14 protein-coding genes, 1 tRNA gene and 1 pseudogene are annotated in these 14,630 nt (G+C 40.5%); 6 read left to right on the top strand and 10 right to left on the bottom strand.

The window, feature by feature from the left end:
- Positions 1-53 precede the first annotated feature (53 nt).
- The 8 genes and pseudogenes from Q0L00_RS12920 to Q0L00_RS12885 all read right to left on the bottom strand — a co-directional run bounded on the left by Q0L00_RS12920 (position 54) and on the right by Q0L00_RS12885 (position 8,264).
- Entirely contained in the window at positions 54-833 is a 780-nt protein-coding gene (locus Q0L00_RS12920; RefSeq protein WP_297337298.1) for a hypothetical protein, read from the bottom strand.
- Between the two features lie 208 nt (positions 834-1,041).
- Positions 1,042-1,116, bottom strand: a tRNA-Val gene (locus Q0L00_RS12915).
- A gap of 323 nt (positions 1,117-1,439) precedes the next feature.
- The gene (locus tag Q0L00_RS12910) at positions 1,440-1,580 is read right to left on the bottom strand and encodes a nucleotidyltransferase domain-containing protein (protein WP_297337297.1); all 141 of its coding nucleotides are present in this window, start codon (positions 1,578-1,580) and stop codon (positions 1,440-1,442) included.
- A pseudogene (locus Q0L00_RS12905) lies at positions 1,570-1,941 on the bottom strand (HI0074 family nucleotidyltransferase substrate-binding subunit); the annotation flags it as partial. The gene Q0L00_RS12910 and the pseudogene Q0L00_RS12905, both read right to left, overlap by 11 nt.
- Before the next feature lie 143 nt (positions 1,942-2,084).
- Positions 2,085-3,530 carry a hypothetical protein gene (locus Q0L00_RS12900; protein ID WP_297337296.1) on the bottom strand — a complete coding sequence of 482 codons (1,446 nt, stop codon included), beginning with the start codon at positions 3,528-3,530 and terminating at the stop codon, positions 2,085-2,087.
- The gene (locus Q0L00_RS12895; RefSeq protein WP_297337295.1) at positions 3,527-4,723 is read right to left on the bottom strand and encodes a hypothetical protein; all 1,197 of its coding nucleotides are present in this window, start codon (positions 4,721-4,723) and stop codon (positions 3,527-3,529) included. The genes Q0L00_RS12900 and Q0L00_RS12895 overlap by 4 nt, the downstream gene beginning before the upstream one ends.
- A 194-nt stretch (positions 4,724-4,917) precedes the next feature.
- On the bottom strand, positions 4,918-7,734 hold the full coding sequence (gene uvrA, locus Q0L00_RS12890) for an excinuclease ABC subunit UvrA (protein ID WP_297337294.1): 2,817 nt from the start codon (positions 7,732-7,734) through the stop codon (positions 4,918-4,920).
- 80 nt (positions 7,735-7,814) lie between these two features.
- Positions 7,815-8,264 carry a hypothetical protein gene (locus Q0L00_RS12885; protein ID WP_297337293.1) on the bottom strand — a complete coding sequence of 150 codons (450 nt, stop codon included), beginning with the start codon at positions 8,262-8,264 and terminating at the stop codon, positions 7,815-7,817.
- A gap of 413 nt (positions 8,265-8,677) precedes the next feature.
- Between Q0L00_RS12885 and pnuC the strand changes: the two genes are divergently transcribed.
- The gene (gene pnuC, locus Q0L00_RS12880) at positions 8,678-9,295 is read left to right on the top strand and encodes a nicotinamide riboside transporter PnuC (protein WP_297337292.1); all 618 of its coding nucleotides are present in this window, start codon (positions 8,678-8,680) and stop codon (positions 9,293-9,295) included.
- A complete protein-coding gene (locus tag Q0L00_RS12875) occupies positions 9,282-9,809 on the top strand; it encodes an ATP-binding protein (RefSeq protein ID WP_297337291.1) in 528 nt (175 codons plus the stop codon). The genes pnuC and Q0L00_RS12875 overlap by 14 nt, the downstream gene beginning before the upstream one ends.
- Before the next feature lie 15 nt (positions 9,810-9,824).
- Here the strand turns inward: Q0L00_RS12875 and Q0L00_RS12870 are convergent, their stop codons facing one another.
- Positions 9,825-10,904, bottom strand: a complete 1,080-nt coding sequence (locus tag Q0L00_RS12870; RefSeq protein ID WP_297337290.1) for a serine hydrolase domain-containing protein — start codon at positions 10,902-10,904, stop codon at positions 9,825-9,827.
- Between the two features lie 346 nt (positions 10,905-11,250).
- The gene (locus tag Q0L00_RS12865; RefSeq protein WP_297337289.1) at positions 11,251-12,078 is read right to left on the bottom strand and encodes a DUF5602 domain-containing protein; all 828 of its coding nucleotides are present in this window, start codon (positions 12,076-12,078) and stop codon (positions 11,251-11,253) included.
- Positions 12,079-12,361: 283 nt separating this feature from the next.
- Between Q0L00_RS12865 and Q0L00_RS12860 the strand changes: the two genes are divergently transcribed.
- Genes Q0L00_RS12860 through Q0L00_RS12845 form a run of 4 tightly spaced genes read left to right on the top strand, consistent with a single transcriptional unit; the run spans position 12,362 to position 14,604 of the window.
- On the top strand, positions 12,362-12,970 hold the full coding sequence (locus Q0L00_RS12860) for a c-type cytochrome (RefSeq protein ID WP_297337288.1): 609 nt from the start codon (positions 12,362-12,364) through the stop codon (positions 12,968-12,970).
- Between the two features lie 20 nt (positions 12,971-12,990).
- On the top strand, positions 12,991-13,686 hold the full coding sequence (locus tag Q0L00_RS12855) for a hypothetical protein (protein ID WP_297337287.1): 696 nt from the start codon (positions 12,991-12,993) through the stop codon (positions 13,684-13,686).
- 7 nt (positions 13,687-13,693) lie between these two features.
- Positions 13,694-14,128: a DUF4345 domain-containing protein gene (locus Q0L00_RS12850; protein WP_297337286.1), complete on the top strand. Its 435-nt coding sequence runs from the start codon at positions 13,694-13,696 to the stop codon at positions 14,126-14,128.
- Between the two features lie 44 nt (positions 14,129-14,172).
- Positions 14,173-14,604, top strand: coding sequence for a hypothetical protein (locus Q0L00_RS12845; RefSeq protein ID WP_297337285.1), 432 nt, complete (start codon positions 14,173-14,175; stop codon positions 14,602-14,604).
- Positions 14,605-14,630: the final 26 nt, after the last annotated feature.

Here is a 14,630-nt window from a genome sequence, read left to right as displayed (position 1 = left end):
AAAAATTTTAAACCCCTGTCTTTAAATTGATATGATAAAAACCTAAGTAGACTTTATTTATAGTGGAATCCATAATAGAAGAGGAGGAATGCGTAGTGTGAGAAATACTCTTCAATATACACATCTCCTAATCTTTCTCGAAGATTTGAGACTTCCTTATTTTCCTTATAATTACCAATCGGAGCAGGGATTTTATTTTTCCTAAAGTTTTCAACAATTAGTCCATAATTTTTAAATGAATAAATTAAACGAAATTCTACTTGTTCTTTAAAGTAGTCATATAAAACAAACTCAGTAAATCTCTCTTCTATTTTTTCTGAATCATCAAGTTTCAGGTCACCCTTTTTAAATATTTTGGTAATTTCTTCATTGAATATTTTTAAATCAGACGAGAACAACGAATTTGAAATGTCAATCAATAAGAGGTAGGTTTTTTTATCAATTTTTTTTCGAGCAAAAGCTATTGATAGATTCGATAAAATGTTGCATTTATATTCATCATTCATTTGTGAAATTAAGTAGATCAGCTTTTCAGATAAATTTGGTCCATTTTCTGAGCTTAACATGTAAGAAAATTCTACTCGCTCATGCTCCTTTAGATTTTCAAATTTATTAAAAAAGCGGGCTAGCATTTTGAGTTCTCTGTATTCTTTAAAGCTCAAAAAAGAATGTTTAATAGGTTTTAGAATTAAGGAATAAATAGGTATTTGAAAAATTACAGAAGAAATTAAATCGACAGAATTTCCAACTAGATCCTCTTCTATTTTAATTATTTCAGAAGTTGCATTTGAAAGGTTTTTATTGGTTATCGATAGACTTAGAATATCTTCCACTTGGTTTTTTCTATTTCAAAAAACTTTGAATAATGACTTTGATTTCTTTAAATATACAGAATCTTCTGAAAATTTGTCTCTTTACTGCGTTCAGAGCGGGTAATGAGTTTAGAACTCACATCCTTCAGTTTGGGAAGCTGTTTCTCTAATCTAATTGATCTAAGGATAAAAAAAGCACAAAATCTTTTCGACTTTGTGCCTAAGGGTGTGGGATCTAAGGGATTCGAACCCATGACCTCTGCTCTGTCAAAGCAGCGCTCTAAACCAACTGAGCTAAGATCCCAAATAACTTGTGCTCACTCCCATCACTGTCTCGGATGAGCTAAAATCCCATTGATGGTTGCGAAGATAGTCATCCGATTTAGGCTTCACAATAGTAGATAATCATTCTGACCATATTTTTTTGGTTTAAGCATTATTGAGTTCCATTTCCTTTTTTCTATGGAAAAAGGATATGCCTACCCGGTCCATAGGCTTGGTCAATTCTGGCTCTTGAATCTGATGATAATTGACTAGGTCAAAAGGATGAGGCATGTTGGTCTCTTCATTAAGGAAATAACTTTTGTGACTGACTTTTTCAAAGATTAGACTTTCTCCATTCAAGGCCTAATCCACATCACTTCCAGTACGGAAATTTCCCTTAGCTCTGCTTCCAAATAGAATGACCTCTTCAACTAGGTCTTGATTTTCGATGATTTCTAATAGGGAAGCCATATCCGATTCCAAAAGTCCAAATTTATTCTTCATGTCCTTTTCTTTGGAAGGTAAGGCGCAGTGCGTTTACTAAAGGGAAATATTTTTCTTGTAGATGTTTTTCCATTTCTGTAGCCTTTTGCTCATCATCGATATGAGCTGTGAGGTTTCTATCTTGTAGCAAATCCATCCAATCATGGCCATTTTCCAAAAGATTGATTTCAAAAGCCTTTTTTAGAGCTGCTCTTGGTGATCGAATATCCACAAAGCCTTGCACTTCTAGGTAATCTTTGACCCGGTTCCATGCCAATTCAAAACTCATTTCAAAAAAATGGTTGATTCCAGCTTTCTGAACCCTATCTGGCTCTGGAATTTGAAGGGCGTTTTCTAAATGCCCCATTACTTTGCTAAAGTTTGAAAAGCGTTGTTTTCAACGAACATCTTCATTTTTCATGCTTCAATCCCTGAATTTCTATTCACAAAATACAGCCTTAATTCTGTTTTTCCTTTTTTGACCATTTGAACTAGGTGGTGAATCTTCAAGGTTGAAGGAGTTTTTTAGTTTTTTGATATTTCTTTTGCTATCGATTTTAATTGAGGAATAAGCTTCGAAAGATAATCTTTGAAGAAAGCCAAATCTTTCTCTTCGGGAATCAATCGTTTTTCAGAATTTGCTTTAAATTGATCGTTAAGACTGGTTTTTGATCCTAGGTCCCTTTTAATTCGATTGAATAAATCAGGACTCACTAAAGCATGGGAGCTCCAATAGGCTGGATCAAAAGCAACCATGGTTTCTAATCCCACAAAACCGAATCCTTTTTCCAGTGATTCTAAATCTTGTTTGGACTGGACAAAGTGAAAATCTTCGAAAAGAATTTTCTCCACGATCGTGGCTTCACTTCCTTTTCGATAAGGTCTTGGATTTCCGATATTGATGGGGCCGAAGAGTTTAGCTGTTAATTCTACCTCGCTTACAAAGACTTTGTTATTCGAATTTTTAAAAATGACGGAAAGACTTCCGCCCATTTGCCGTTCTCGCCCATTTCGGTTTTTCGGAAAGGCAATGTAATTGTACTTGGAGAAATTGAGGATAATACGCTCGATGCTTTCTGCTGACTCACCCAAAACGATTTTTCCCTCTCCAAGGAGAAACAGGTCAGAATTTGCTTTGATGCGCTCCTCATCTTTTGATTTAAATAGGATGATTTCCTTTCCATTTTCTAAGTCGTACTGGAAATCGTAGAACTTAAGATTTGAAGAAGATAAAGGCCAAGAATATTCAAAAGCGTGTAGTATTTCACTTGCATAAAACGGTTTGATAAAATACTGATCCGCTCGTTCAGTGCTGGGTGAGGTATTCCTTGCAGGAATCGTGTCTCCATTCGTCCAGTCCCAATGATGGCTTCTCCTCAGTTCCAGGGGCACTAGAAATTGGTAAGCACTGCCACCTGCCCATCCTGCTTGGACAAATTCATAGGGCTTCCATTTTTGACTCTTGGAATGGAGAGAAATACCACTTGCTTCGAAAAAATCCACATACTTTTCCTGCTGTTGGACGGCATAATACCCCCTGAAATTAGATAGGAATGCGTCCTTGTCAAAAGCAGGCTCAAAGCTTTTGCTGAGGTGCATTAGCTGATCGATAGGGTTTTGAAAGGATCGGATTTCGATTCCTTCCAGTGCGATTTCGGCCTTTTCCAGTAAAATTACTTTTTTTGAATTTGGCTCGACGTTGAATTCCTTGTTTTGGTAAAAGTAACTTCGGATAAAAAATGTAATCCCTTCCTCCAAGATGATATTTCCAATGCTATCGGTGATTCCATAAACGGTCCCATCCTCAGAAAATATTGGTAAAAACGGAATGGGGCTTCTTGTTTCATTCTTTTCTAGTATGGAATACTGATGCTTCTTTTGTTCAGCTTCTTGACCGTGCAACGATTTTGGACCAAAAAATAAAGCTGCAAAAGTTGCATAAGCTGACATAAGTAGGATTGCCTTTCTCATTCTAATAACTTTAATCGATAAACGACAATTTTTTCTTCCCGTTCAACCTGTCTGTTGTAGGATCCGTAGAGGTAGGGTTCCTTGTATCCAAAATAGTTAAACCCTTTGGGTACAGCTTGATCAAGCAGCAAGGTGTCATTTCTATAAAGCTGAATTCCATCTGCCAGTGGACTGTTTTTAGTATAACCACGTACCAGAAGGTTTTGCTTCTCCATAAAATCTAAAGTTGTATAAAAGTTGACTTTTGGGCGAAGGTCTTCTCGGCCTTGATCAAACTCACTCACATCCAAAGCGCTCAGATCAGGGTACTCGGTCATCATGTCTTTGCCAGCATGTCCAAATGCATGCTGAATCAGGCCTTCAGCAGAAAACTTGTACAGTAGACTGTCTGCCTCAAAACCTTGAACGTAAAAATTGTTTTTAACTGGAGTGATTGCTGTACCCATTACGTAGGGGATAAAACTATGGCCTGAATATATTGGAGGGTATCCTCCAGAAATTTGTATTTTACCATTGCTCAGATCTAGTATCCCCAGGTTTTTGGCTTCCTCAAAGTAATTTTTATTCAAGATGTAATTAAACTCGGGATGAGTCGAGGATAGCTGAATCATCACTTTCCCTTCTCCAAACCAGGTCGGTTTCTGAAATTCATAATGGAGTTCGTAAATGCCCGCGTATTCCGGCTTTGGATTCTTCAATAGTTCATCATGGGTCGTATTTTCATGGTAAAAGTCCAAAGTGCCTGTTTGGGAAATAGTCCAATTCTTATCAACGACATAATAGTCATAACTCCCACCCAAAAGAAATAGCCCCTGATCTCCGGAAGCCATAGCGACAAGCCCCCCATTCAATTGGTTTGGGCCCTGACCGATTCCTAATTGCGTTTCTTTTAAGCTTAGATCATCATTAAAAACATAAATTATTCCGGTTCTTTGATCTGCGAGAATAATTTGATCATTAAAAATCTTCCAAGTTCCACTTCCAGAAAAAATGACCTCTTTGTTCTCAAGAGAATCAATATCAAGGGAAATATTGCTGATATCAGCTCCTCGATGATAATCGATCTCTTCTCGGTCAAACTTCACTTTTTCGGCGGAAGTACAGGAAAAGAAAAATGTGGAAATAAATGCCCAGATGGGAAACTGCTTGAAAAGTGTTAGGCTTTTAAAGTAATGAAAACCATGGTATTTCATGGAAATAGAATCAAAAATTAATTAAACTAATATTTGATTATTACGGAAATAAAAAGATCCAGTTTGTAAAAATCTAAAATTTTTTCTTTTGTTTCTCAGGTAATTATCTTGCTATTGCCTCGAAGCAATTTTACCAAGCCCATGTGTGATGTTTTTAGTTTTGCTCGAATTCATAGCTATAATCAAGCCTGAGCTTACATGAATCCCTCCCTTAAATACTTCGCCGTATAATTTCCTTCTTCTTTCGCCAAATCTTCAGGCGTACCCGCAAAAGTGAGGTGTCCTCCTTTGTTTCCTCCCTCGGGACCCAAGTCAATCACCCAATCAGCGGATCGGATCACTTCGGTATTGTGCTCAATAATGATCACCGAGTGACCCTGATCGATTAGGGCATTGATGCTATGCAAGAGCTTACGAATGTCGTGGAAATGAAGTCCAGTCGTGGGTTCATCAAAAATAAAGAGTACCTGATCCCCAGATTTAGTGCCACCTTTACCCAAAAAGGAAGCCAATTTTACCCGCTGAGCTTCTCCACCGGATAGCGTATTCGAACTTTGACCCATGCCGATATAGCCCAAACCGACCTCTTGTAAAGGTTGGAGTCGATTGATGATTTGCGTTTTTCCCTTGAAGAACTCCATGGCCTCGTCTATAGTCATGTCAAGTACCTCGGAGATATCTTTATCCTTGTATTTGACATCGAGAATTTCATTCTTAAATCGCTTCCCTTTGCAGGACTCACAGGTCAGGTGGATATCGGCCATAAATTGCATCTCCACCGTAGTGGTACCTTCTCCGGCGCAGGCTTCACATCGACCTCCATCGACATTGAAAGAGAAAAAAGCAGGCTTGTATCCGCGTTGTTTGGATACCTGCTGATCTGCGAAGAGCGTTCGGATCGCATCGTAGGCTTTGACGTAGGTGACTGGATTGGAGCGGGAAGATTTACCGATTGGATTTTGATCGACAAACTCTACCTGAGTGATCCGCTTATAATCGCCCTCAATCTTATCGTATTTTCCAGATTCATCGATGACAGTTCCCAGCATTTTCCCCAAGGCTGGATACAATACTTTTTTGATCAGAGTAGATTTCCCCGAACCGGAGACCCCCGTGACTACGGTTAGCGTATTGAGAGGAAACTTTACGGTCAAATTCTTTAGGTTATTTTCACGTGCTCCTTTGACAAGGATGGAGTCCTTCCACTTTCGGTTCCCATTTTTTTTGAAAATCTGTTCCTCACCACGCAGGTATCGGGCCGTATGGGTTTGAGCCGAAGCAAGGAGCTCTTCGATCGAACCCTGAAAGAGCAACTCCCCGCCATGCACTCCAGCATCTGGTCCGATATCGATAATCTGATCGGCAGCTTTCATGACTTTGTCTTCATGCTCCACCACGATGACGGTATTTCCCATATCGCGTAGAGACTTGAGTACTCCCACCAAGCGATCGGTATCCCTTGGATGCAAACCAATACTGGGTTCATCCAAAATATACATAGAACCGACCAGGGCCGAACCCAAAGAAGTGGCCAGTTTGATCCGCTGATATTCGCCTCCCGAAAGGGTAGAAGTCAGCCGATTTAAAGTCAAATAACCCAAACCTACCTGATCCATAAATTCCAGGCGGCTGACAATTTCTTTCAGTAATCGATTGGCAACTTTGGCTTCATGCGGAGCGAGTTCCAATTCATTGAAAAATACCAAGGCTTCATCAATCGGCATCAGCACCAGGTCTGTGATCGATTTATCTTTGATTTTGACATAGCTGGCGTCCTTGCGTAGTCGGGTTCCCCGGCACTCGGGACAGGTGGTCCTACCTCTAAACCGGGAGAGCATCACCCGGTATTGGATTTTGTGGGTTTTGGTTTCCAAATCTTTAAAAAATGCATCCAAGCCTTTGAAATACTTATTTCCCGTCCAGATAAGTTCCTGCTCTTTTTCACTCAAATCCTCAAATGCCCGGTGAATGGGAAAATCAAATTCAATCCCTTTTTTCAATAGGGGTTCGAGCCAAGTTCTCGAAGATTCTCCCCGCCAAGGGGCAATGGCCCCTTCATAGACGGAAAGTGATTTGTCAGGAATGACCAGGTCAGGATCGATTCCAAGGACATTTCCAAAACCTTCGCATCTTCGGCAGGCTCCGTAGGGATTGTTGAAGGAGAAAAAGTTGACCGATGGCAGTTCGAAGGTCATTCCGTCAAGTTCGAATCGGTCCGAGAATTCCCGTGTTTCCTTTTCAGGAATTGTAATTTTGCAATCTCCATGCCCTTCGAAAAGGGCCGTTTGTACCGAATCGGCGATACGGAATTGATTGTCTTCATCCTCTTTTCGGACAGAAGCCCGATCGATCAGGATCTCATAGCTTCCTTTTTGAATTTTCTTTTCCTGAAGTAAATCTTCTACAAAATAAGCTTCTCCGTCAATCAAAATTCGGGTATACCCTTTTTGCAAAAGCAATTCCAATTCCTGCTCAATTTTTCTGCCTCGTGCTACTTGAAGGGGACAGGAAATCATGACTTTGTCTCCTTCTTCGAAGCTGAGAATATAATCCACAATATCCGTGACCGTATGATGTTTGACCTCTTTGCCTGAGATCGGAGAATAGGTTTTTCCCACCCGGGCAAAAAGCAATTTGAGGTAATCGTAGATTTCGGTGGTGGTGCCGACGGTGGAACGGGGGTTTTTGGTACTGACTTTTTGCTGAATCGCGATGGCCGGAGCGACACCCCGGATGTATTCAACTTCTGGCTTTTCCATCCGGCCGAGAAACTGTCGGGCATAGGAACTCAAACTTTCCACATACATGCGTTGACCTTCGGCAAAAAGAGTGTCAAAAGCCAAGGAGGATTTACCCGAACCTGAGAGTCCGGTGATGACCACAAATTTATTTCGGGGAATGGCAACGCTCAGGCTTTTCAGATTATTGACCCGGGCGTTTTTGATGATGATGTAATCTTTTGGATCGAGTGAATCAAGGTCGGTCTTCTCAGTCAAGGTGCTTAAAGTCATAGCTTGCAAAGTTAATCAGTCAACATCGGAAAAGGAGAAATGGTTGTGGTTTTTGTATCGCTAAGCTATCAGCTTCTGGTCTAGTGGGTACCTGCTACTCCAACTAAGTATGGATAATAGTAGTGAAGACCATAGCGACGGTATTTTATTCCATTCGAGAAAAATTGAAAAAAGGATAAGAAAATCTGCCAGCGGTATAAAAATAAAGAATAGTCTTTGGGGTATAAGGTTTTGAGTTTAGGAAAATCTAATTTTTCGAAGACTTGAGAATGCCTATCAAAGGTTACCATCGCATCACAGGAAGATGAAATTACTAAATCTGCAAATTTGTTGTCGGCTGGATCTTTCGGGAGTATACCCCATCTAAAAAATGGCTCAGTAAAAATCACATGAGTAGCTGTGCAAAGGATGTCAGAAACGGGATTCGCAGTGGAGTAGGGGAGTAAATTTGACTCAGGGTTTCCGTCTATTTCGATAAAATTGGTTTCTTTTTTTCTTTCCTTCTGCTCATCTATTCCCCAATAGATCATAATCTTTAGCAGTGATTTTCTTTTCTGACCCCACCTCCTGAATCTCGGATTTAAGTTTTTCTGAATAGTGTTTAGTCAAAAGATCTCGAATTTCTTACGATTCCTCTTGAGTCATTTGGCGATGAAACATCCGCAAAAGACTTTTTTGTACCTCATGTAGACCAGGAGTATCTTTTTCTTTTATTGAATATTTTAGGTCATTTTTCAGTTAAGGATAAACCAATTATTCCAAAATCCTTTTAAGATCACAGAACATGGGGCTATCTTACTTTTTACAAAAGGATTACAATGGCTTAATCCCTTGAGTTTCTTAGTGACTAAGAAAGAAAATCCCATGATCACAAATTACACCAAAAACGCTTTGTGCCTTTGGTGTCCTTTGTGGTTAAACAAACTATTCCTTACTTCGCAGCATGGATTTTCAGTTTTTGATTGATGGATTGGCCGAGGGGCTTCAGGCTATGACTTGGTTGGAAGCGATTGCGGTATTTTTTGGGATCGCTTCGGTATTTTATTCCATGCGAGAGCACATCTGGGTTTATCCCACAGGGATAGTCTCTACCCTGATTTACGTGTGGATTTGTTTGGAATACAAGCTTTACGCGGATATGGGGATCAATGCATATTATTTTAGTATGTCGATCTATGGTTGGTATGTCTGGACTCATCCAAAAGCCAATCAAACCCTTCTCCCAGTTACTTGGCTTAAACCGAAAGGATGGTTTATTGCTGTGGTGATATTCATTGCCTCTTATGGATTATTGTCATTTGTTTTAAAAAATTTCACTGATTCCGACGTGCCTTATTGGGATTCGTTTACGACTTCCTCGGCATTTGTGGGGATGTGGCTAATGGCCAAAAAGAAGGTCGAAAACTGGATCATGTGGATCATCACAGACTTGGTTTCGGTACCCCTTTACTTTTACAAAGGATTGATTTTAACTTCTTTTCAGTTTTTGTTTTTTACAGTTTTGGCAATTTTAGGTTTAATTGCTTGGGTTAAATCCGCAAGAAATTATGCACAAGCCTAAGCGTATTCTTATTCTGGGCCCGGAATCTACCGGCAAAAGCACCTTGGCTTCGGATTTGGCAGTGCATTTTGATGAACCTTGGGTTCCGGAGTTTGCGCGGGAATATTTGGAAATTCTAGGCAGACCCTATGAATATGATGATCTTTTGAAAATTGCCAAAGGACAGATGGCCTTAGAAGATGAAAAGGCTAATGTCGCCAAGAAATACCTGTTTTGCGACACAGATCTTCGAGTGATTCAGGTTTGGTCGGCGCACAAGTTTGGGAAAGTTCATGATTGGGTAATCAAGGAACTCGATCAGCGGGTTTATGACCTGATTTTATTGACAGATATTGATTTGCCTTGGGAGCCAGATCCTTTAAGAGAGCATCCCGACCCAGAGATGCGACAGTATTTTTTTGATCAATACCAAGAAATCGCTGAATCTAGCGGATTTCCATATTTAACCGTCTCTGGAGATCAAAGGCAACGACTCCAAAGCGCCATAAATGTGCTGAAAAAACTCACTAAGTAGTGTCGAAATAGTTTGCTATTTTTTACTCAATGCTTCCTTGGCGGCTTCCACCAATGCATCGTGTTCAGGGTGATAGTTGTTGTTGAGGAGAATAATGGTTTTATTTTCCTCGATAAAGCGCACAATTATCGTTTGATATCCTGGGTTATCCCCGGTATGACTCACTAGTTTGCCATAGGGACTATTTGGATCCAAATCCCAGCCAAATCCATAAGTGCTTTTTGCTCCATCCGTTAATTGGAAAGGAGAAAATGCCTCCTCCAAGGTCTCTTTGCTGACCAGTTTTTCACTGTAAAGCGCCTGATCCCACAGTAATAAATCTTGTGCGGTGCTGCTCACTCGTCCGGGACCTTTTCGATTGCCCAGCCAAAGGGTATAATCTGACGATCGAAATCGGTTGGCATTGACATAATTTCCCTGTTCGTCTTGGAGGTGGCCAGCGGCAAAATTGGAGACTTGAGCTTTTTCTTCCAAGCTTCGGATTGCAGTATGATTCATGCCAACTGGGTCAAAAATCCATTCTTTCGAAAGCTCCACAAAGTCTTTTCCTGTCACTTCTTCCACAATACTGGCCAAAATCACATAACCGGTATTGCTGTATTCGTAGTTGTAACCGGGTTCGAAGCGCTTCGCAGGGGCATAGCGACGGAGGTATTCCAAAATTTCTGGATTGCCAGCGGCTTTACTTTTGTCCCAATGCTCATCCATGATGGCTTGATAATCTGGGAGTCCCGAGGTATGGGTGAGCAGATGCCGAATGCTGATATTTGGATAGGGAACTCGGATGTATTTTTCGATGGGATCGTCAAAATCGAGCAAACCCTTTTCTTTACACATCATCACCATCATCGCGGTAAACTGCTTGGAGACAGAAGCCATTTCAAAAAGATCGGTGGTTTCAAGCGGTATTTTTTCCTCAAAACTTCGTAAACCCACGGCTTTTTCAAAGATAATTTCTCCCTTGTCTGCTACAAGCATGACGCCTGAGTAGCCTTTTGATTCAGCTTCCCCTAAAGCAGATTCTAGTTGGGATACTTGCGCTTGTAGTCCAAAAGAGCCAATAAAAATAAGAAGAACTGATGCCAGTGATTTCATAGTTAAGGGGGATTTGCCAAGACCTCACACAATTTAGTCAACCTATTCTCCTTTACAAAAATTGGAAAGTTATCCTTTGGGAGATTTTAACTCATTTCTAGAAAATTACTCCAAAAAAGTCGGTCTCTTGGTGGTTCGCTAAAAGCGGGGGGAAGTGAATAGCTGTCAAATCTACTTTGCTAGTCAGCTGGAAAGGCTGATTAAAAGAGTTAGTTTAAACTGGACTTTCACGCTGCTTTTAGACTGGTCAATGACCTTTACTGGTGAAAAAATGAAAAACTAGATTTCTAAAAAAAAGTCCCTAGAACGCTCTGGGGACTTTTAATTATCATATTGAAACTAAATTTTATTGATCAGCCATTTTAAAATTAAAATCGCTCAGTAGAATCAGATATTCTTTTCGGACTGGATTATATTTTACTTCGTATTTGGAAGGATAAAAGCCATTTATCTGGAAGTGGGAGGGAAGAGGGATCTCATCGACATTGCTTGGTTTGCTTTTGATATAGTCCAGAGTGATCATGGGCTCCATGAAGATGACTTTTTCTTTGAAAGTTCCGTAGATGAATGTCCTTGTAAAGGTTTCACCTCCCAGTTCTGGGCTAGTAGGATCTGCCCAATGGACTCCCATATTGGGGACACGACCCGGAAGCTGAATGTAGGGTGTTGGGATGTATTTTGCCTGTGGGATTTCAGGATCCATGCCTTCCAAAGGAGTAATTGTCAATCTTTCTTCATTGTCAATCATATAGAAATGGAAATCAAAATGTGGCAAATCGTAGATCCCCTCAGGCTCATGACCTTCCGGTACCCAATCGATGGCCATGAATTTATAGGGTGTGATCTCCGCTTGCTTGGGAAATTGTAAAACAGTCTCAAATGAAGGGGGATGGCCTTCTCTATGGTGGGAGCCTCCATTTTCAGAAGGTAAATTTTCCAAGGCTTTTTCATTTAATGCGACCCCCATCGCAGTGGGTCTTCCACCCCTGTTGATCGTAATAAAGGTTTGAGCTTTGCCATTGCCCATGGCTACAGCAGGTCCATAATAGGTGGTCTCCTCATTATTTTTGTTTTTGACAATGGAGGGGTTATCCTCTCGAATAAGTTCGCATGAACTTGCGACCAAAAGGATAATCAATGACTTTAGCGTCATTTTAATTAGTGTAGTCTTCATGGTAGAAATACTAGTTGAGTTTAAATTTTTTTAACGACCACATGATGGGAAACTTCAATGGTGGGTTGCATGAGGGGAAAATAATTTTAAAAAATAGCGTGATCAGCCAGCCTTACCGGGGAATTATCCCCCCTTGTGGGTCAGCAGGACCCTTTAAAGGGTGGGGTCAAATTGGCTTTGAATCTTTTTGATCTCATCAAAAAATAATTATCCCGACAGCCATACTTAATGCAACCCATTGTCTCTTTTTTCCATCAATTGGGAAAATCAACTCCCAATACATATGAAAAATCAAATTCTTTCTTTTACAAGTGCGGCATTGTTGGTGGTGAACCTTTTTGGTTGCCAATCCAATGAATCCAAAAAGCTGAACACAGCGCAAGCGGAACCAGACACTCAAGTTGACTTGGATGCAAAGGTTGCCTTAGGCAAGCACTTAGTGGTGATTGCCGGATGTCATGATTGTCATACGCCTCGAAAAATGGGGCCGATGGGTCCCGAAATGGACATGTCCCGAGCGCTTTCTGGACATCCAGCCCAGGTCCCTATTCCAGAAATAGATCGAAATGAACTGGAATCAAAAGGTATAGCAGCCACCCAAAGCTTAACGGCATGGATGGGTCCTTGGGGGGTGTCTTTTTCCTCCAACCTCACTTCAGATGAGACCGGTATAGGCAATTGGACAGAGGAGCAATTTTTTATTGCCCTTCGTGATGGCAAGTCTAAGGGGATCCCTACAAATCGGCAGATTCTCCCTCCCATGCCTTATGAAATGATTGGTCAAATGACAGATGAAGAAATCAGTGCTGTCTTTGCCTATCTGAAAAGTACCACCCCGATTGATAATGTGGTTCCTCAGCCTATTCCGCCTTTGAATGCAATGAAACCGTGAATTTGAAAATTAAACCAACTATGAAAACTTCACTTTCAATAATTCTCTTCCTTTTGGGGCTGATTGGAAATTTAAATGCCCAGCAACTTCAGCAGCCGCTGGTTGATTTCCCCCTTTCCAATAAGGGTTATGCCTTGCTCAAGTCCGGAGATGTGGTCGAGGGTAAAATCATCAACTATGTCAGTACTCGCGGAATCACTAGAGTAAGCCTAGAGGATCAAACCGGAAATACGTTTAAAATCAACGCAGAGGATATCTATGAATTTGCGATCGCTATGAATGGAGCGGTTAGATTTCAATTTGCTATGGAGCGCGGCTCTTCGGTCAAAAAACTGTTGTCAAGAGATCAGCCCACGGCCAAACCTAAAGATTTTATTATTTACCGAAATACCAGTATAAATGGTGAAAAGGAATTCTTGCTTCAGCTCCTTAACCCTGATTTTGATGAGGTTTTTGAGGTGTTTTTTGATCCGTTGGCTAGGAAGACTACCGCTTTGCAGAGCCAACACATCACATGGACGGGAGACAAGCACCGGGTCTATTTTATTTCAAAGAATGGTTCTCCATTAATAAAAGTGAAAAAAGGGAATTACAAGAAAATCTTCGCCACTCTATTTGGAGATTGCTCATCCTTGCTCACAGACGTTAAAAAGCCTAAGCTGGCGGATTTGGGGAACCATATTTTATGGTATCAAAACAAGTGCTCCTTTGATTGATGTAGCCATGAAGAAGTCTAATAAATGGATGATTTTCACGCGCATTTACCTTGGAGCTTCCATCCTGTCGCTCCTTTTGGTCAGTATGATGGCTCTTTTTAACCCACAAGCAGTCATGGATATGGTAAGTGTAGAGCTAGATAATACGGATGCACTCAGTTCGATACGAGGGGTGTATGGAGGGGTAGGAATCACGATATGTATGAGTATCCTCTACCTCATGGTCAAAAACCCCGAGAAAGGGTTAGCCTTTCTGAGTATTTTTTGGGGTTCTTATGCCTTTTCTCGCCTGATTACGATGATTTCTGATGGCCCTTTAGGAAATTTTGGAAGTAAGTGGTTGCTTATTGAATCGATCATGGCACTTGCTGGATTAGGACTTTGGCTGGCTTTTAATTCCTACAAGGGAAAACAGAAATTATTACTTAGATCCACATTTTAAAGGGATAAGAGGTCCCCAAAAACAAGTATTCAATCCTTAACAAAATGAAAAATTTAACCTTGATAAGTAGTTGCTGCCTTTTATTTCTGATGCAGCCTATAGTTGCTCAGAATATAGAAAATGAGCAAAAAGCTGAGGTTCTGAAGAATCTAATCTCAGAACTGAAGAATTCTTACATTGATGAGTCCAAGGCAGTTGAGATGGCAGATCACCTAAATGAAAATATCTGGAACGGAAACTATGACAGTATTCAAAGTGCAACTGAATTTGCTTTTATCCTTACTCAGAATATCCGATCGATAAGCAATGATTTGCATTTAGAGGTGCTCTACTCAGATTCACCTGTACAAGCCGAATCCAATGAAGGAAACGATGAAGCTTGGTTGATAGACCTGCTTGAGAATAACGGATACGGAGTCAAGAAGAAAAAAATACTGGATGGAAACATCAGGGAAATCGCTTTTGAAGTTTTTTAAAATCGGGCAATTTTTGATAATTTTAG

Source organism: Algoriphagus sp. (assembly GCF_024305035.1).
GTDB lineage: Bacteria > Bacteroidota > Bacteroidia > Cytophagales > Cyclobacteriaceae > Algoriphagus.
The sequence above is the reverse complement of the archived record's forward strand: the minus strand, read 5'-3'. Positions and strand labels throughout refer to the sequence as shown.